The sequence below is a fragment of the Roseibium sp. FZY0029 genome, from assembly GCF_036350355.1.
In the GTDB taxonomy this organism is placed as follows: domain Bacteria; phylum Pseudomonadota; class Alphaproteobacteria; order Rhizobiales; family Stappiaceae; genus Roseibium.
Map to the genome: position 1 here is coordinate 355,470 of NZ_JAZDVZ010000003.1, position 18,672 is coordinate 374,141.

General features: G+C 58.8%; 18 protein-coding genes. 13 read left to right on the forward strand and 5 right to left on the reverse strand.

The window, feature by feature from the left end; all coding sequences use genetic code 11:
- Window positions 1-135 precede the first annotated feature (135 nt).
- The gene (locus tag V1T76_RS09990; RefSeq protein WP_330560519.1) at window positions 136-1,752 is read left to right on the forward strand and encodes a Na/Pi cotransporter family protein; all 1,617 of its coding nucleotides are present in this window, start codon (window positions 136-138) and stop codon (window positions 1,750-1,752) included.
- Window positions 1,753-1,775: 23 nt separating this feature from the next.
- Here the strand turns inward: V1T76_RS09990 and V1T76_RS09995 are convergent, their stop codons facing one another.
- Genes V1T76_RS09995 through V1T76_RS10005 form a run of 3 tightly spaced genes read right to left on the reverse strand, consistent with a single transcriptional unit; the run spans window position 1,776 to window position 4,715 of the window.
- Window positions 1,776-2,534, reverse strand: coding sequence for an ABC transporter ATP-binding protein (locus tag V1T76_RS09995; protein ID WP_330560520.1), 759 nt, complete (start codon window positions 2,532-2,534; stop codon window positions 1,776-1,778).
- Window positions 2,528-3,592: a FecCD family ABC transporter permease gene (locus V1T76_RS10000; RefSeq protein ID WP_330560521.1), complete on the reverse strand. Its 1,065-nt coding sequence runs from the start codon at window positions 3,590-3,592 to the stop codon at window positions 2,528-2,530. Before V1T76_RS10000 ends, V1T76_RS09995 begins: the two co-directional genes overlap by 7 nt.
- A 1-nt stretch (window position 3,593) precedes the next feature.
- Complete coding sequence (locus V1T76_RS10005; RefSeq protein ID WP_330560813.1) at window positions 3,594-4,715, reverse strand: ABC transporter substrate-binding protein; 1,122 nt, start codon at window positions 4,713-4,715, stop codon at window positions 3,594-3,596.
- Between the two features lie 144 nt (window positions 4,716-4,859).
- Between V1T76_RS10005 and V1T76_RS10010 the strand changes: the two genes are divergently transcribed.
- The 3 genes from V1T76_RS10010 to V1T76_RS10020 all read left to right on the forward strand — a co-directional run bounded on the left by V1T76_RS10010 (window position 4,860) and on the right by V1T76_RS10020 (window position 7,330).
- Window positions 4,860-5,657, forward strand: a complete 798-nt coding sequence (locus V1T76_RS10010; RefSeq protein ID WP_330560522.1) for a class I SAM-dependent methyltransferase — start codon at window positions 4,860-4,862, stop codon at window positions 5,655-5,657.
- Between the two features lie 223 nt (window positions 5,658-5,880).
- Window positions 5,881-6,501, forward strand: a complete 621-nt coding sequence (locus V1T76_RS10015; RefSeq protein WP_330560523.1) for a hypothetical protein — start codon at window positions 5,881-5,883, stop codon at window positions 6,499-6,501.
- A gap of 286 nt (window positions 6,502-6,787) precedes the next feature.
- Window positions 6,788-7,330, forward strand: a complete 543-nt coding sequence (locus tag V1T76_RS10020) for a helix-turn-helix transcriptional regulator (protein WP_330560524.1) — start codon at window positions 6,788-6,790, stop codon at window positions 7,328-7,330.
- 18 nt (window positions 7,331-7,348) lie between these two features.
- On the opposite strand, the gene V1T76_RS10025 is transcribed toward V1T76_RS10020, so the two are convergent.
- Entirely contained in the window at window positions 7,349-8,083 is a 735-nt protein-coding gene (locus V1T76_RS10025; protein ID WP_330560525.1) for a GntR family transcriptional regulator, read from the reverse strand.
- 259 nt (window positions 8,084-8,342) lie between these two features.
- On the opposite strand from V1T76_RS10025, the gene V1T76_RS10030 reads away from it, so the two are divergent.
- The 5 genes from V1T76_RS10030 (at window position 8,343) to V1T76_RS10050 (ending at window position 13,253) form a co-directional block, all read left to right on the forward strand.
- Window positions 8,343-9,335: an ABC transporter ATP-binding protein gene (locus V1T76_RS10030; RefSeq protein WP_330560526.1), complete on the forward strand. Its 993-nt coding sequence runs from the start codon at window positions 8,343-8,345 to the stop codon at window positions 9,333-9,335.
- A 65-nt stretch (window positions 9,336-9,400) separates the two neighbouring features.
- Window positions 9,401-10,711 (forward strand): ABC transporter substrate-binding protein, encoded by a 1,311-nt coding sequence (locus tag V1T76_RS10035; protein WP_330560527.1) that lies wholly within the window; start codon window positions 9,401-9,403, stop codon window positions 10,709-10,711.
- 99 nt (window positions 10,712-10,810) lie between these two features.
- Window positions 10,811-11,740: an ABC transporter permease gene (locus V1T76_RS10040; RefSeq protein WP_330560528.1), complete on the forward strand. Its 930-nt coding sequence runs from the start codon at window positions 10,811-10,813 to the stop codon at window positions 11,738-11,740.
- A 2-nt stretch (window positions 11,741-11,742) separates the two neighbouring features.
- A complete protein-coding gene (locus V1T76_RS10045) occupies window positions 11,743-12,582 on the forward strand; it encodes an ABC transporter permease (protein ID WP_006934853.1) in 840 nt (279 codons plus the stop codon).
- Window positions 12,583-12,590: 8 nt separating this feature from the next.
- On the forward strand, window positions 12,591-13,253 hold the full coding sequence (locus tag V1T76_RS10050) for an aspartate/glutamate racemase family protein (protein WP_330560529.1): 663 nt from the start codon (window positions 12,591-12,593) through the stop codon (window positions 13,251-13,253).
- A 12-nt stretch (window positions 13,254-13,265) separates the two neighbouring features.
- Here the strand turns inward: V1T76_RS10050 and V1T76_RS10055 are convergent, their stop codons facing one another.
- Window positions 13,266-14,159, reverse strand: a complete 894-nt coding sequence (locus V1T76_RS10055) for a LysR family transcriptional regulator (RefSeq protein WP_330560530.1) — start codon at window positions 14,157-14,159, stop codon at window positions 13,266-13,268.
- A 226-nt stretch (window positions 14,160-14,385) separates the two neighbouring features.
- On the opposite strand from V1T76_RS10055, the gene V1T76_RS10060 reads away from it, so the two are divergent.
- From V1T76_RS10060 to V1T76_RS10075, 4 genes are all read left to right on the forward strand, one after another.
- Window positions 14,386-15,198 carry an HAD-IIA family hydrolase gene (locus V1T76_RS10060; RefSeq protein WP_330560531.1) on the forward strand — a complete coding sequence of 271 codons (813 nt, stop codon included), beginning with the start codon at window positions 14,386-14,388 and terminating at the stop codon, window positions 15,196-15,198.
- Window positions 15,192-16,118: an ABC transporter permease gene (locus tag V1T76_RS10065; RefSeq protein WP_330560532.1), complete on the forward strand. Its 927-nt coding sequence runs from the start codon at window positions 15,192-15,194 to the stop codon at window positions 16,116-16,118. The genes V1T76_RS10060 and V1T76_RS10065 overlap by 7 nt, the downstream gene beginning before the upstream one ends.
- A gap of 4 nt (window positions 16,119-16,122) precedes the next feature.
- Window positions 16,123-17,025, forward strand: a complete 903-nt coding sequence (locus V1T76_RS10070) for an ABC transporter permease (RefSeq protein ID WP_330560533.1) — start codon at window positions 16,123-16,125, stop codon at window positions 17,023-17,025.
- A gap of 63 nt (window positions 17,026-17,088) precedes the next feature.
- The gene (locus V1T76_RS10075; protein WP_330560534.1) at window positions 17,089-18,636 is read left to right on the forward strand and encodes an ABC transporter substrate-binding protein; all 1,548 of its coding nucleotides are present in this window, start codon (window positions 17,089-17,091) and stop codon (window positions 18,634-18,636) included.
- The last annotated feature ends 36 nt before the right edge of the window (window positions 18,637-18,672 follow it).

Here is an 18,672-nt window from a genome sequence, read left to right on the forward strand (position 1 = left end):
GGACTTTCCGCCAGAAGTTGCAGCCACCCTCGGAAACACTTCGGGTTTCGTTTTGGGTGCACAGGACGCGTAACAGCGCTGCGGATAGTATCTTGACTGATTGTGAGGGTTCACCCGGTCGGATAACGTCACTGCATGTTTTCAAGTTTCCTGTCGGCGCTTGGTGGCGTTGGCCTGTTTCTGATCGGTATGATGCTTCTGACCGACGGGCTGAAGGCCCTCGCGGCGCAGCGCATGCGCGATATGTTGTCGAGGTTCACCTCAACGCCTTTGTCCGGTGCTGTGACAGGCGCCCTCACCACCGCGGTCATCCAGTCTTCCAGCGCGACCACCGTTGCAGCCGTCGGCTTTGTCGCGTCCGGCCTGCTGACGTTTCCACAGGCGCTTGGTGTCATATTCGGCGCAAATGTCGGCACCACCCTGACAGGCTGGCTGGTGGCTGTCCTGGGCTTCAAGCTGGATCTCGGACAGATCGCCCTGCCTTTCGTGTTTTTCGGTGCGATCGCGCGGCTTGCGTTTCGCGGCCGGGTCGCACTGGCGGGACAGGCGCTCGCCGGCTTCTGCCTGATCTTTATCGGCATCGAACACATGAAGGACGGTCTGGACGCCTTCAGCGGCGTCGTAACGCCCACCGACTTTCCGCCGGACACACTTTTCGGCCGTCTGCAACTTCTGTTCATTGGCATGCTGATAACCGTCGTGACCCAGTCCTCAAGCGCAGGTGTTGCCACAGCGCTGGCGGCTCTAGGTGCCGGCGCCATCAACTTTCCACAGGCAGCCGCCCTGGTGATCGGCATGGATGTCGGGACCACGTTTACCGCAGCCCTGGCGACAATTGGCGGCGGCACCATGGCCCGGCGCACGGGCTATGCGCATGTGATCTACAATGTCCTGACCGGTGTGATGGCGTTTTTTCTGCTGGGGCCATTTCAGCTTGTGGCTGGGGCGATGACCGGAAACGGCGATGCGCAGATTGCTCTCGTCGCATTTCACAGTTTCTTCAACGCACTTGGAGTTGTCCTGGTCCTGCCCTTTGCGCGGCCTTTTGCCCGCCTGGTTGAAACACTGGTCCCCGAAAAAGGCTCCGACCTGACCAGCAGACTGGATCCCCTCGTGCTGCGGGACCCGCATGCAGCCGCAGCACTTGCAGGGCAGACGGTTGCCGATCTGGATGCTGCCATTATCGACAGATTGCGCAGCCGGCTGGGCGCAAGGCCTGTTTCGCACGAGGAACTGGACCGGGAGGAACTCGCCAAGGCCATTGCAGATACACGGACCTATCTGGACAGGATCATCGTCCCCCCAAATGACATGGTGTTCCAGGAAGAGTTAAAAGGGCAGTTTCACATCCTCGATCACCTGAGCCGCCTGCTGTACCGCTGCGACCAGAGACAGCGGATCGATGAGCTGGCGCTGGATCACCGTCTCAAACGCCTGGCGGGCCTGATCCTGGGTGTTACCGGAACCACCGCCAGACAGAAGGACGTCAAGACACAGGAAAAGACACTCGACCGGCTTCGGCTGTTGATGCGGCGGCAGCGCCGGCTCAATCGGGATCGGCTGATCGCAATGGCAGCGGCGGATAAGGTGCCGGCGGAGACCGTCTGGCTGAAGCTGGATGCCCTGCGCTGGCTGCACAGGGTCGCCTATCACCTTTGGCGGATCCGGCTGCACCAGAATGTTCTTCTGGATGCCAACCGGGATCTGGCCTCAACCGTCGAGGAAGCCCGCATCGACGTCGACCAGGACTGATCAACGCGGGCTGATCTCTGCCGTCAGGCGGCAGACCGGTCGATGATGACGTGATTTTCACCGCGCGAGCAGGCTTCCACGCGCGCTTCCACACGGTAAATGTCACGCAGCATTGAGGACGTGATGACGTCCTCAGACGGACCGGCGGCCATCAGACGCCCGCCGGCAATCACCATTGTGTTCTTGCAGAACCGCAGCGCATGATTGAGGTCGTGCAAGGCGATGAGCACCAGCGTGCCCTGGCGGCGTGCGAGGTCACGCATGAAGTTCAGAACTTCAACCTGGCGGTAAAGATCCAGCGCGGATGTCGGTTCATCCATCATCAGCACTTCCGGGCGGCGTACCAGAGCCTGCGCAATTGAAACGAGCTGGCGCTGGCCGCCGGACAATTCGCCAAGGTTCCGGAAGGCCAGTCCATCGATTTGCAGGGCTTTCAGGATCTGATCGATTTCGAACAGCTCGGCATCTTTCACACGCCAGCCTTCGCCCTGCTTGGCTGCCAGCAACACGGATTCATAAACCGTCAGCACGGCATTGGCGTGCGTGTCCTGGGGCATGTAGCGGATCGCGTCGCGCGGTGATGCCTTGTTGCCTTCCAGAACCACCTCGCCCGGCCCTTTCAAAAGTCCTGCGATGCGCTTGAACAACGTCGACTTACCCGCAGCGTTTGGTCCGATGACTGCAGTCAGTTCACCGCCCGAAAAAACCGGGGTCGAAACCCCTTCCACCGTAAGTGTGGAGCCGTAGCGAGCCCCCAGGTCTTTTAATTGCAGGGTTACCATGACTGCCTCCGATCCGCGAAGATGAGCACAAAGAAGAACGGCACACCCACAAGTGCTGTGATGACGCCGATCGGCAGGATCGCCCCCGGCAGAAGGATCTTGGAAACGACGGATGTCGCCGACAGCATCAGCGCACCACACAGGATGGCGGCAGGCAGGAAAAATCGCTGGTCTTCCCCCACCAGCATGCGGGCGATATGCGGTCCGACCAGTCCGACAAACCCGATGGTGCCGACAAAGGAAACCGGTATGGCCGCCAGGAGACTGACGCCAAGCAGCGTCTTAAGACGGAGCGACTTGATGTTCACGCCGAAACTGGCTGCCTTAACGTCGCCGAGCCTCAGCGCCGTCAACGCCCAGGAATGGCGCGCGAAAAACGGAATGCAGACGATAAGGATGGCGAATGTCGCCATGACCTTGCCCCATGTCGCCTTGGTCAGCGATCCCATGGTCCAGAACACGACGGCAGCGAGCGCCTGTTCGGATGCAAGATATTCAAGCAGGGACAGCAGCGCGTTGAAGGTGAACACCAGCGCAATGCCCAGAAGCACGATGGTTTGAACGGTCACGCCCCGGACGGTCGACATCAGATAGATGAACAGTGAAGCGGCCATGGCCATCAGAAAGGCATTGAGCGGAACCATGTAGTGAACCGCGGCCGGAAAAATCGCAACGCCGGCGACAAGGCCAAGGGCCGCGCCGAAACTGGCTGCGGCTGAAATGCCCAGCGTAAAAGGACTGGCCAGCGGATTGGCGAGGATCGTCTGCATCTGCGCGCCCGCCAATGACAGACAGGCGCCAACGCTGATCGCCATAAGAGCAACCGGCATACGAATGTCCCACAGGACCACACGGGTCTGCAGGTCCGCGCCGGAGGGATCGATCAGGGCGGCGAGCACTTCCGACAAGGGATAGCGGGCCGGCCCAAGAGCGAGATCCATTGAAAAGCTGAACGCCAATGCGACGATCAGGCCGCAAATGACAAGAATACGCCTGAACGCAAGGGCGCGGTAAAGACCGCGCCCCTCCTCAGCCGGAACAAGTTCCGAAACTGCCATGTCAGTTACTCGATTTCAGTGACACGAAGTAACCAGGCCGGTAATCGATCGGCAGGAAACGGTCGTGCAGTTCCTTGAAGGTGGCATCGGGATCAAGATCGGCAAACAGATCGGGATGCAGCCACTTGGCAATCTGCTGGATCGCCACGAACTGATAAGGGTTGTTGTAGAACTGGTGCCAGATGGCATGCACGTTGTTCTCGCGCACGGCCTTGACGCCGGTGAAACCAGGGCGCTTCGTCAGCTTTGCGAGCTTGTCCCCGGTGACTTCGGGATCGGCACCAGGTCCGACGCCAACCCAGTTGCCGCCAGGAATATAGAGTTCCCAGTTTGCACCGGTCACGATGATCTGGTCCGGATCAGTCGCGATGATCTGCTCCGGATTAACAGTGCCGAAGGTGCCCGGAATGATGTCGGCCGCCATGTTGATGCCACCGGCCATTTCCACCATCTTGCCGAAGTTCCCATCGCCAAAAGACATGCAGCAATCGTCGGTATATCCTCCGGCGCGCTCCATGAACACGACGGGCTTCACGAGATCCTTTTGAGCTGCCAGCTTGTCGGTCACCTTGGCGATTTCCGCCGCCCGGAATTCGATGAATTCCTCGGCCTTTTCCTCCTTGCCGAAGAGTTTGCCGATCAGGCGCATGGATGGCTCGGTGTTTTCCATCGGCTTTTCACGGAAGTCGACGTAAACGACCGGAATACCGACCTTGGCGAGCTTCTCGATATAGCCGCCTTCTTCGGTGGCCACCTTGGCATCCAGGTTCAGGATGATCACGTCCGGCTCAAGCGCAACAGCCTGCTCCACATCGAAGGTGCCGGTTTTCGTGCCACCGAAGGTCGGCAGATCAGTCATTTCCGGATACTTTTCGAGATACTGGTGGTAGCCGTCGTTATCCGCCTTCTCGAAATCGTCCCGCCATCCGACGACACGCTTGAAGGGATCTTCACTATCCAGCGCCGCCGTGAAATAGATCTGGCGCCCTTCGCCCAGAATGACCTTTTCCACCGGCACTTCGACCTCGACCTTGCGGCCGGTAATGTCCGTCACAGTTACCATGTCACCGGCGAGAGCCGCCACGGGAACAAGAGTTGCCGTCACCAGCAAAGAGACTGCCAAGCCTTTGATTTTGCTCACATCCGCCTCGATTTATCCAGAGGTTATAAGTTGAGTTTTAAATTCTTGTTTTTGGTATTTTTCCTGAGTATATGAGTCAAGAAATATCTTTTGGAATGGTTCCAACCAACCGGAGCAGCAGCCCTCATGAGCGACGCGGACACTCTCTCGAACTTCGATCTGCGTGAGGAAATCAAGGAATATTGGGGCAAGCGGGCGGAGACCTTCGACAGCCAGCCCGGACACGAAATTTTTTCCACCGAGGAGCACACAGCGTGGAAAAACCTCTTCAACAAGCATCTGGGTCCCGGGAACTCCCGGAGTGTTCTCGACCTTGCCTCCGGAACAGGCGTGATCTCGCATCTGCTTGATGATCTGAACTTCGACGTGACCGGCATGGACTGGGCAGAGCCGATGCTGGCCAAGGCCCGCGAAAAGGCGAAAACACGCGGACAGGCCATTCGTTTTCTGCTTGGCGATGCAGAACGCACGATGGAACCGTCCGGCAGCTATGACGCGATCACCTGCCGACATCTCGTCTGGACGCTGGTCGATCCGGCGTCGGCTTTTGCCGAATGGCACCGGGTGCTGAAACCGGAAGGCAGGCTTCTGATAGTCGACGGAGACTTCGTCAACCCGAGCTGGTTCGCAAGACTGCTCGCCTCATTGTCGAAAACAAGAGCTCTTTTCGGGGCAAGTCCTGAAGCGGACGCAAACCCCACCGCCATGGTGGAAACCCATCGCAGTATCTTGTCCCGCGTCCATTTTTCCAACGGCGCGAGAGCGGACGCAGTGGTGGATCTGTTGCGGGAAGCTGGCTTCAGACAGATTGTCGTCGACACAGATCTCAAGGCTATTCACAAGGCTCAACGACGCCACCTGCCCTTCTTCAAAGGTTGGGAGAGAGCAACACAGCACCGCTATGCGATCCGCGCTGTGAAATGACACCGCAAACCTGGAAGAATTGAAGTATTGACCACAAACAAAAACCAGAAAAATCAACTTCCGCTATTAAATTAAATTCTCCATCAGTCCAAAATTTCAATAACAAATTGAATAGCTAGTCTTCACCCACTGTTAATTCACTATCGAATAACGGTTGTTTATTCACAACCCCTGCGTATTCCCTGCCATCGCGCTCGCAGCGATCTCCGATAGCTGAAACTGGATGAAAGCGGCGACGCTGGCCATGGCCGCCATTGGAATCACGATGACGGCCTGCGGCTCCGTCATATTTGGCGGAGCCGCCGTATCCGTTGTCGACCCACTAACCCAAATCATCCACGGCGCTGATCACGACGCAGCATATGCCGGTCATTTTCGGCTGCCTTCAATCATCGTCCCGGCCGTTGTCATCATCTCCGCCGTCATCGTTGCCACGACCGTGGTCATCGTTATGGCTATTGTCATGGTCTCTGCCATTGTCGTCATTCCGGTCGCGCCCGTTGTCATCATTTCGGTCGTGCCCGTTGTCATCATTGCCGCGCCGGTCATGGTCGTCATCCCGGCTTCCCCGGTCATCATTGTAGGACGCGGATCTGGTTTCTCCATGTCCTCCCCTGCCTTCGCCACTCCGGGCATTCCCGGCACCAGAACCGGAGAAGTCGCCGGAGATCAGCTTATGCAAAAAACCACGTTCTGCCGACATGGCCCCGGAGGATCCGCAGAACAACAACACACTTGCCAACGCCACATGCACCAGTTTCATTTTCATTCTCCTTGCGATTTTCCACCCAGTGTCCCCGTGACCCCAACAGTTTTGTTAATCCGGGTTCAACATCTCGCTTGAGAGCCAACCACCTTGCATTCGGAAGCGACGATAATCCGCCACACCAAACCGCAGGACGACAGCCTCAAGAACGCAAGCAAAATCCAGAAAAAACTTCTATTTTTACTTACGTATTTTCACATATTCTCATATTTTTATTGATATATCGGTTAAGTTTCCCGATTAACTTTAACTTTCAACTTCGAATATGTTCTTTCAAAATCCGAATTCAGTTAGATTTGTCTATAAGCAGGTGCTTATTCAGCGTGAAACGTGACGGTTTTCGGTCCTGGAGGTGCATAATTCTTTGGACAAGGTCATCAGCGGTTACCTGACATCATCGCTTAGGATGACGACGCTGATTGCTGTCGCCCTGCTACAAGCTGTGAGCGCGATCTTTTTCATCGGTGACTTCTTCTGGGAGTTTCACCTGTCCGGCCTGGTGAGCCATACCGCGTTCGAAGGCCTTGCAACGCTTGGGCTCGTTTCCGGTGTCTTGTTCGGTGTTGTGGAAATGGCGCGCATTCAACGCTCGGCGCGCATGGCCGAGAACTCCCTCAAGATCGCGGCAAATGCCTTTGGTGAAATGATCACGGAACGGTTCGAGACCTGGTCCCTGTCGGCGTCCGAAAGAGACGTCGCGCTACTGACCCTCAAGGGCTTCGACGTTGAGGAAATTGCGCAGCTCCGAAAGACGGCCCCAGGCACGGTGAGAGCACAGCAGGCAAGCATTTATTCGAAATCACAGACCCACAACAGGGGACATTTCGTGTCCTCTTTCATTGACGCCCTCGTCGAAACACCGGTTGCCGGTTCCAGAACAGCTGGCCAGGGAGGACAGGACAGCTGAGGCGAAGGGAGACAGATGTCAGCCCTGCAACGCCTCACTCAACGATGTGCCCCCTGCCGGCTTCTCTTTCAGGTCCAGACCTGAATGAAGGTCGATGATGTGGCTCTTCTGAATGCTCTCGGCTGCCGCGCTGTCCCGCTTTTCAAAGGCGCTCATCAGCGCATGATGAGAATGGCTCTCACAAGCCGTGTCCGAACGCTTCCAGTAAAGGGCGATGATCAGCGAAGATCGTGAGATTAAAGAACGGATCATGCCCGCGAAGATACGATGATCGGCGATGTCGGCAATTTCCGTGTGAAAGTTTCCGGACAGAAATAGCGCCTTTCCCATATCGCCCGCATGGAGTGCGGCATGCTCGGCATCCAGATGCGCGTGTAAAAGGGCCAACTGCCGATCGGTGATGACGGCCGCCGCCAGGCGTGCCACGGCAGGCTCTATCAAGGCGCGCGCCTGAAACACCTCATGCGCCTCACGGATCGAGGGTTTTGCAACAAAGGCACCCCGGTTCTTTTCCATGGAAACCAGTCCGGAGTGGGCAAGCGCTTGCAGCGATGCACGTACGACGGTTCGGCTGGCACCGTAGATTTCCCCCACCTCGTCTTCGGACAGTTTCAGCCCAGGCGACAGCCTGTGTTCCAGGATGGCTTTCTGAAGCTTGAGGCAGATATCTAGGGCCCGGCCCTGCGGCAGGGCAAAGACTTCATGCAGCTTGCTGCGTTGATCGAGTTCGGCGGAGGTCACAGGTTTGGTCATTTTTCTTGAAGTGCCCAATGGGGGTTGAGCGATGGCTTGATCCTACTCTCGGGGATCCTGCCCGGCAATCTGAGATCGTATACAATTTTTATTCACATCGTATTTAATTTGCCGAAATATTGTGCACCTTCGACGAGAAATTTTGGCTCAATTCCTTTTCGATTGCTCAACTTCCCAGGATTTCTGCCAATTTTTCGCATTGGCACGGCACTTGCTGTTTCAGGACCCGAAAACGGTTTTCTGAAGGAGACGTCCGGTCATGGCGAAGTCCCTGGACCTTGAACTGGCAGCCACCACCAAGATCTACGGTGAGACCATCGCGGTCGACGCGATCAATCACAAGTTCGCCGCCGGCACCTATTCCTGCCTGCTGGGTCCATCCGGCTGTGGCAAGTCTTCCACCCTGCGTATGATCGCGGGCCATGAAAGCGTCTCGACCGGCGATATCGTGTTGGGAGGCACCAATATAACCGACCTTCCACCCGCCCGGCGCGGCACGGCGATGATGTTCCAGAACTACGCGCTGTTTCCGCATCTTTCCGTCATCGATAACGTCGCCTTTTCCCAGAAGATGAAGGGTGTGGACAAGCCGGTCAGGCTAAAGAAGGCCCGTCAGTTGCTGGAGCTGGTCGATATGGCAGCCTACGCCGAAAGGCTGCCTTCGCAACTGTCGGGCGGTCAGCAGCAGCGCGTCGCCCTGGCCCGCGCCCTGATCACCGAACCTTCCGTGCTTCTGCTTGACGAGCCGTTGTCGGCGCTTGATCCGTTCCTGCGCATCAAGATGCGGCTCGAACTCAAGAAGCTGCAGCGCGAGCTCGGCATTTCCTTCATTCACGTCACACACAGCCAGGACGAGGCCCTCGCACTTGCCGACGACATCATCGTCATGAACGGCGGCAAGATCGAACAGGCCGGTAGCCCCCGCGATGTCTTCAACACGCCGACGACAGAGTTCGTCGCCCGTTTCATCGGCGGCCACAACGTCCTGCAACAGAATGGCGCGTCGGTCGCACTCAGGGCGGACCGGCTGAAGGTCAGGAAAGTGGCCGGTGAAGACGCCGCCGCCCTTACGGCCTCCGTCAAGGATGTCGAATACCTCGGCTCCACCGTCAATCTGGCCCTCGATGCGGGCGGCGCAGGCGATCTGACGGCCGCACTCACCGACGAAGCCTTTTTTCAGGACCCGATCGAAATCGGCGCGACCGTCTTCCTGACATGGAAGCCGGAGGACGCACATCAACTGGCTGCCTGACGGTTGCCGATGGCAGGCCTTTTCCCGAGGCCGAACAAACTCCAGAGGGGAACAGGAGTAAGAAAATGACAGATAAAGTGGCAAAAACTGAACAGATGACCAACAAGGGCGTCAGCCGCCGCAGCATCCTGAAAGGTGGCGCCGCCGCTGCCGGTGCCGCACTCGGCTCCGGAGCGATCACCGGCTTTCCGACCATCTGGGCGCAGAACATCAAGGACGTGACCCTGCGTCAGTTCGGCACCGGCGTGTCCAACCTCAACGAAGTGGCACAGAAGGTGAAGGAAGATCTCGGCTTCACCCTGGAAATGACGGCCCTCGACAGTGACGCCGTCACCCAGCGCGCCGCTACCCAGCCGGACAGCTTCGACATTGCCGACATCGAATACTGGATCTGCAAGAAGGTCTGGCCGACAGGCAACCTGCAGGCCATGGATACGTCCAAGATCAAGAATTACGACAAGATCGTCGGCATCTTCAAAAGCGGCAAGCTGACGCCGGAATCCGTGATCGCGCAAGGCACCGCCCCGCACACGGTCGGCTTCGTCGACGGTCCGGACGGCAAGGCATTTGCCAGCGAAGAAACCGGCTGGATGACGCTGATCCCGACCATCTACAATGCCGACACGCTCGGCATCCGCCCGGACCTGATCGGCCGCCCGATCGAGAGCTGGACCGAACTGCTGAACCCGGAATTCAAGGGCAAGGCATCGATCCTCGACATCTCTTCCATCGGCATCATGGATGCGGCCATGGTCTGCGAAGCCATGGGCGAGATCCAGTATGGCGACAAGGGCAACATGACCCGCGAAGAGATCGACAAGACCATGGCGATCTTCACCGAAGCCAAGAAGAACGGCCAGTTCCGTGCCTTCTGGAAGACCTTCGACGAAAGCGTCAACCTGATGGCGTCCGGTGAAGTGGTGATCCAGTCCATGTGGTCGCCGGCGATTACCGCCGTGAAGTCTCGCGGTATCGAGTGCGTCTACCAGCCACTGAAAGAAGGCTACCGGTCGTGGGGCGGTGGTATCGGTCTCTCCAAGAGCCTGACCGGCCTCGAGCTGGACGCCGCCTATGAATACATCAACTGGTATCTCGATGGCTGGGTCGGCGGCTTCCTTATGCGCCAGGGCTATTACTCAGCCGTGCCGGAAACCTCCAAGAACTACATGGACGAGAACGAGTGGGGTTACTGGTTCGAAGGCAAGGAAGCCACCGGCGACATCACCAACCCGTTCGGCGACGTTCTGGCAAAAGCCGGTGAGACCCGCGACGGCGGCTCTTTCTATGAGCGCATGGGTGCGGTTGCCTGCTGGAACGCTGTCATGGACGAGAACCAGTACATGGTTCGCAAGTGGAACGAGTTCATCGCCGCCTGAGGCTGAACCGGCACACAGGTGCCCGGGGTTATTCCCCGGGCACCTCAATACCCCGGCGTCCCTGACAAGCGCCTTTTTCTAAAACCGGACCCGACCCTCATGACGGACCAGACACAGCCCATTTCCAGCATTTCCCCGGCTGCGAAAGCCCGCGCAAAAGCGCCCTTCAGCCTCGCCCGCCTGCCTGATGCGGTAACCGGCTGGCTGTTGTCGCTGCCCCTTGCGCTGGTGCTGTTCTTCTTTCTGCTTCTGCCCATTGCCATGATCGTCGTGGTGAGTTTCTGGGGGGCAACGGAATTCTCGATCTACCCGGCTTTCCAGTTCGACAATTACGAGTTCCTTCTTACGTCTCCGGTGACCTATCAGGTGTTCTTCAACACCGTGAAATACGCGCTGATCACCTGGGCGATCACGCTGGTGATCGGCTTCACCGTTGCCTATTTCCTTGCCTTTCACGTGCGCACGCTGACCTGGCAGATCATTCTGTTCCTGCTGTGCACGATCCCGTTCTGGACGTCCAACATCATCCGAATGATTTCCTGGATCCCGTTTCTGGGCCGCAACGGCATCGCCAATTCCACCTTGATCTCGATGGGGGTGATCGACGAGCCTCTGGAATGGCTGCTCTTTTCCGACTTTTCGGTGATCCTGGCCTTCGTCCACCTTTACACGCTGTTCATGGTGGTTCCGATCTTCAACACCATGATGCGCATCGACCGCTCGCTGATCGAGGCGGCCTATGACAATGGCGCGAGCGGGCTGCAGACGCTCACCAACGTCATCATCCCGCTGACCAAACCCGGCATCATGATCGGTTCCATCTTCGTCGTGACGCTGGTGATGGGCGACTTCATCACCGTACGCTTCATGTCCGGCAGCCAGAAGGCCAATGTCGGCAGGCTGATCTCCAACGACATCGCGCTTCTGCAATATCCCTCAGCCGCGGCAACGGCGGTCATCCTGCTCATCACGGTGCTTCTGGTGATCTCGATCCTGCTGCGCTTTGTCGACATCCGGAAGGAGCTCTGATCATGGAAAAACGGTCCCGCTCCTTCTACGTGCTCGCCACCTTCTTCGCCCTATTCCTGGTGTTCCTCTACGGTCCGACGATAACCATCGCGATCCTCAGTTTTCAGGGCCCACAGGGCGGGCTGACCTTTCCGATGCGCGGTGTCTCTCTGCACTGGTTCCGCGACCTATTCGAGCAACAGGCCGTCGGTGATATCTGGGGCAGTTTTTCGCGCTCGCTCACACTCGGTCTCATGGTCATGGTGACAACGGTTGTTGTTTCGGTGATGGGCGGCCTCGCCTTCCGTAAGCGGTTTCCAGGCTCCGGGGCGATCTTCTATCTGATCATCACCTCGCTGGTGATCCCGTCGATCCTTGTTTCGCTCGGCGTCGGGTTGATCTTCTCGCAATCCGGCCTCGCCGTGCACTGGTCGACCTCGGGCTTCGGCGCGCAGCTGACGTGGACCTTGCCCTTCGGGCTGCTGATCATGTTCGCGGTCTTCAACCGCTTCGACAAATCCTACGAGGAAGCCGCACGCGATCAGGGCGCGAACGCCTGGCAGACCGTTCGATATGTCGTGCTGCCGATTATCGCACCGATGTTGATCGGGGTCGCCTTGTTCGGCTTCACCCTGTCCTATGACGAGTTTGCCCGCACGCTTCTGACGGCCGGCAGCTACAACACACTGCCGCTGGAAATCTATGGCATGACCACAAACGTCACGACGCCGGTGATCTTTGCCCTTGGCACTCTGACGACAGCCTTTTCCTTCGGCATCATCGGTCTGTTCCTGGCCATCGTGGTGATCCTCAACAAACGCAGGTCCCGGCACGGTTCGGACGCCGGAAAGGGCATGGTCTAGGGCCAGACATGGACGACATACATATCCTCGTCATCAACCCGAATTCCACGGCTTCAATGACGCAGAAGATCGCGGCGGCTGCTCGCGCCGCAGCCGGTCCTTTCACCCGGATTACGGCCATCAATCCGCTGAAGGGACCGGCAGCCATTCAGGGGCCCGCCGACGGCGAGGCTGCCCTGCCCGCTCTGTTCGATCTCTTCGAAAAATCCCTGAAGTCCGATCCGAGCATCCGTGCCGTGATCATCGCTTGTTTCGACGATACCGGCCTGTGGGAGTTGAAAGCAACGTCCGGCGTTCCTGTGGTCGGCATCGGCGAGGCCGCCTACCACGTTGCGTCCGTTGCTGCCGAACGGTTCTCCGTGGTCACCACCCTGCCCGTCTCCGTTCCGGTGCTGGAAGACAATCTGAAACGCACCGGGCTTGCGGCTCGCTGTGCCAGAGTGCGAGCTTCGGATGTGCCGGTTCTGGAACTGGAGAACCCCGAGAGCGATGCCCGTCGCAAGGTCGAGGCAGAAATCGAAGCGGCCCTCCGGCAGGACGGTATCGGAGCGATTGCGCTCGGCTGCGCGGGCATGGCAGATCTGGCTGCGGACCTGACAGCGCAGTTCAAGGTGCCGGTCATCGATGGCGTGGCGTCAGCGGTGAGGCTTACCGAGGCAATTACGAGTTAGCCGCCTCGCCTTCTAGTGATCCAGAAGCGCGTCCGCTTCCGTACGGAAGCTCTCGACAGCGGAAAAGAAAACGTCGAACAACATACTGCGCTCATCGCCAAGTGAGAAAACCACTTCCTCGTACTGACGCTGCATGTCCGAGACAGGAACACGGTGCACGACGTCCGTGCGCCCCGTGCCGAACCGCCACATGAACCCTACCCCGAGCCCGTTGACCACCGCTTCATAGACCGCGTCGCGCGTGTCCAGCGTCAACAGGGGCGACGGCTCGAAACCGGCGGCGCGAAAGGCCTTGTCGACCACGCGCTGGGTGGAGGACCCCTTTGTGCGGAAGATCAGGGGTTCGGCCATCAGACGTTCGCAGGTTACGGCAGTCTCTCGTGAAAGTGGGCTGTCCGGATGGACGATGGCGACGACGTTCTGCCTTGCCAGCAATGCGCGGCGGAATCTTCCATCGGCCGGCACATCCGGCAGAACCCCGATATCAACGTCGCGCGTCAGCACCGCCCGGGTGATCCGTTCGTGCGAACCGGTCTCGACCGCGATCTCGATGCCCGGATGGCGCTTCAGGAATTGGGCGATCAGCGCCATGCCCGGCATGGAATTTCCCAACCCGATTTTCAATCGACCGTTCAGCAAGGTGTTGTGACGGGTCAGAAGCCGGGTCGCCGCGCGTTCGGCTTCTGCCATGCGCTCAGCAACATCGCAAAGTTCGTTGCACAGAGGTGTTGGCGCCAGAACGCCGTTCTTCCGGTCGAACAGGCGCACCCCGAATTCCGCTTCCAGGTCTTTCACATGCCGCGCGACTGCCGGCTGCGAAATCTTCAGAGCCCTTGCCGCGGCAGCATAGGAGCCACCGGACGCGACCGCGTTGACGGCCCGAATGCGCGACAAGGAAAGGGTCATTCCGAGTTTTCTCCGAACAACAAAGCCAAAGGTTTGATCGCCTCAAACCATAGGTTCGCTCTGTTACGGCAGCGTCACAGAGTGAAGACAATTTGATGGCGGTTTCAGCGGGCCGGAGCAATGGAGCACGGCCCTCCCTGATCCGAACAAACCGCCCGACTTTTCGGCGGCTCTTCAATGGCTGGCGGCAGGACCGGCAGGCAAACGGACAGATATGGATTTCGCAATGCGGGCTCGCAAAACAACAACGATCCAATGGCTTGGCGCCGCAGACATTGACGACTACGCCGCGATCCTGTGTGACCTGGACGGCTGCCTGATTGCGGCCGGGAACGCCTTGCCGGGTGCGAAAGAATTTGTCCGGGCCGCTGGTCAAAGACTGTCGATCGTCTCCAACAACTCAGCCGATACAAGCGTCACTCTTTCCCGAAAGCTGACTGCGATCGGCCTGCCCCTGCCGCAGGAAAGCATCTTTCTTGCCGGCGAATTGACTGTGCGCATGATCGCCGCCGAACAGCCAGGAGCGCGCGTCCACGTCATTGCCGAGCAACCGCTTCACCAACTTGCCGCCGACCTTGGTCTTGAGCGGGCAGATGAGCGGGCGGACACTGTCCTTCTGGCCCGTGACACCCGCTTCACACTCCACGGACTGGAAAAGGCATTGCGGCTGCTGGAGCAAGGCGCCGAGCTGGTGGTGACCAATCCCGATCTTTCCCACCCGAACGCGGATGGTCTTCCCGTGCCGGAAACCGGGTCGCTGCTGGCAGCCTTTAAGGCCTGCGCTCCAAGCATTACCGCCCGTGTCATCGGCAAACCTCAGCCGTTCCTCATCGATGCCGCGCTCACCGCCGCAGGTGTTGGTGCTAGCGACGCTGCCTTTGTGGGCGACAACGCCACCACAGACGGGGCCGCTGCCGCTCTCGCCGGCCTCGATTTCATTCACCTCGTCGCACCGCCTTCCCTGATGGCTAACGCGAACGCCCTCAGGGACACGGCAGAACCTGTGCAACCGGCCGCTGCGGAGGCGAGCGCATGCTGACCTATGTCCTTCGAACCCTATTGAGGATGGCGATCACCCTGTTTCTGATCGTGTCGCTGGTCTTCTTCGCCACGAGGCTGTCGGGAAATCCGGTCGACTTCGTTCTCGGCGAAGGCATCACCAAGGAAGACCGGGACCTTCTGATTGCCTATTACGGTCTGGATTCCTCCATCGGCACCCAATACTGGCGCTATCTCAGCTCCGTGTTTTCAGGCGAATTCGGATTGTCCTTCCTGGAGCGGCGGCCGGTATCGGAAATCGTCCTCGAGCGGGCGTGGCCTTCGTTGAAACTGCTGCTCAGCGCGGTGTGCTTCACGCTGATTGTTTCCATACCGCTGGGTATTCTGGCTGCGATCTATCGCACCAGCATCATCGGCAGTGTCGTGATGGTGGTGGCCTTCCTCGGCTATGCCGTCCCGTCGTTCATCATCGGCATCCTGCTGGTGCTGATCTTTGCCTATACGCTCAACTGGCTCCCGGTTATCGGCGATGGCACGGCGCTACATTTCATCATGCCGACGCTGGCAATTTCCGGAATGCTGGTCGCGGCAATCACCCGCTTCACCCGCAACGCCATGCTGGACGTGCTCAGCCAGGACTATATGCGCACGGCCCGGGCCAAAGGCCTGCCGGAGTGGATCGTTATCCTGAAACACGGTCTGCGCAACGCTTCGATTACCCTACTTTCCGTGGTCGGCCTTCAGATCGCCAGCCTGGCCGCTGCTGGAAGCGTCGTCGTGGAATCGATCTTCGCCTGGCCCGGTATCGGCGATCTTCTCGTCCGCTCGGCCATCCTGCGCGACTACCCCGTCCTCCAGTTCGGTGTCCTGTCCGTCGCTGTTGCGGTCATCGTGATCAACGCAGCGGTCGACATCGCCTACGCCTTCGCGGATCCGCGCATCCGCCTTGCCAAGGGATAAGCGTATGACCGACGCAACGCATAACCTGTCTTCGCCGCATAATACCGGATTGAGAAGCTTCCGCATCCCGATCTGGTCGGATGCAAACTGGATCGTCCGGATCGCGCTGCTGATCGGCCTGATCCTGATCTTGACCGCGCTCACCGCCCCGTGGCTTGCCCCTTTCGACCCGAATGCCCAGAGCCTTATTTCCCGTCTGCGGCCGCCGATTGGCTTCGACCGTTACAAGGACGGCTTCTACTTCGGAACGGACGAGCTCGGCCGGGACATCTTCTCCCGCTGCATCTACGGCCTGCGGCTGACCTTCGCCCTTGCCCTCGCAGGAGCTGTCATCGGGCTTCTGATCGGTGGCACGCTTGGGCTTATGGCCGGCATCATCGGAGGTCTTTTCGAAGAGATCGTCATGGGTCTGGTCGATGCGCAGATTGCCATTCCCTTCACGCTGATCGCCCTTCTCATCCTGGCCATCATGGGGTCGTCTCTGGACGTGATGATCCTGGTGCTCGGCGTCTATGGCTGGGAGCAATACACCCGGATCGTACGCGGCGAAGTGAAGAAACTGATCCAGATGCCCTTCGTCGAAGCGGCACGGGCAGCCGGCGCAACACCGGTCCGGATCGCGATGCGGCACATCCTGCCCAATGTCGTCTCGCCCATCGTGGTGCAGTTCACATTGAACTTTTCCAACATCGTCATCCTGGAATCGACTCTGTCTTTCCTCGGTCTCGGCGTTCAACCGCCGACCGCAACACTCGGCTCCATGGTCGGCATCGGCCGGGACTACCTGCCGACGGCCCCGTGGATCGTACTCGCCCCCGCGATGGTGATCCTGCTCCTCACATTCGCAGTCCAGATCCTTGGCGACTGGCTGCGCGACAAGGCGGATGTCCGTCTCAGGTCCCGCTGACCGACCCCACCCACAGAAGCCGGAACGGCCAACGCTCCACCCTAGCAGCCTTGGAGGCTCGATATGACCAAACTACTGGCAACCACCGCTCTTGCATCGCTTATGGCGACAAGCGCCTTTGCAACCGAACTCACCGTTGGCGCCGCCAATGTGTCCAGCTACCTCGATCCGGGCCGCGACCACTCGAATGTCGGTTCGCAGTTCTACTACAACGCCTTCGATACGCTGATTGCCAAGAACCATGACACCACCGAAACCGAATGGCAGCCCGGCCTTGCGACCGAATGGAAGTTGATCGAACCGACGATCATGGAACTGAAGCTGCGGGAAGGCGTGAAGTTCCACAATGGCGCCGACATGACCGCCGACGACGTCGTCTTCTCACTGAACCGGATGTACCAGGCTGATTTCCCGCCGTATCAGGTGCGTGCCCGTGACCGTCTTGAGAACTTCGAGAAGGCCGAAAAGGTCGACGACCTCACCGTCCGCATCCATGCCAAGCGCCCTGAGCCGCTCTGGGAAACGCTGCTGAACTTGCAGCAGGTCATGATCATTCCGGAAGACTATGCCAAGAGCCTTGCAGGCGACCCGGACAAGCTTGAGCATGACGACTTTGAGGCCTTTTCCCTGAAGCCTGTCGGCACGGGCCCCTACAAGGTTGCCGAATTCGTTCCGGGCCAGACCGTTGTCTGGGAACGTTTCGACGATTTCTGGGGCGAAAAGGCGCCGCTCGACAAGGTCACCGTCAAGCACATGCCGGAAACCGCGTCGCGCATCACGGCGCTGAAAACCGGTGAAGCCGACATCGTCACCAACATCGCGCCGGATCAACTCCAGCTCATCGAGAACGATCCGGACATGAAGGCTGTCGGCAGCGCCACGGCCCTCTTCCACGTCATGATCATGAACGTGAACCATCCGAAGCTGAAGGATGCCCGCATCCGCCAGGCCCTGTCGCTTGCCATCGACCGCGACACGCTCAACGAAGCTCTTTGGGGCGGCAAGGCCGTGGTTCCTTCCACGCATACGCTGAAGGAATTCGGCGAATTGTATCAGCCGGAGCTGACCACCTTCGAATACAATCCGGAGAAGGCCAAGGAACTGCTCAAGGAAGCAGGCTACGACGGCTTCGAGATCACCTATGACACCGCGCCGGGTTACTACACCAACGGTCTTCTGGCTGCCCAGGCGATCATGGAGATGTGGGCGGAAGTCGGCATCAACGGCAAGGTCAACGTCCAGGACAAATGGAGTGGCAACTCGCCGGACATGATGACCCGCAACTGGTCCAACCCGATGTATTTTGCCGATCCGTTCGGCTGCTTCGGCGTCATGTGGGCTCCGAACGGACCGTCTGAATCCGAAGGCCGGTTCAACACCGACGAAGACTACGCCAAGAGCTGGGAGCAGTTCCGCTATTCCGGCGATGTCGAGCTGCGCCGCGCAGCCTACGCCGAGCTGATGGAACGCATCAAGCAGGATCCGCCGGTGCTGCCGCTGTATCGTCCTTATGAAAGCTGGGCGATGAAGACCAACGTCAACTGGGCACCCAAGCCGGGCCACATTCCCTACGTGCTCGACTTCCGCGCCGGTTCGATCTCCTTCAACTAAGCAACAAAGCGCCGCCGGTTCGCCGGCGGCGCTCTC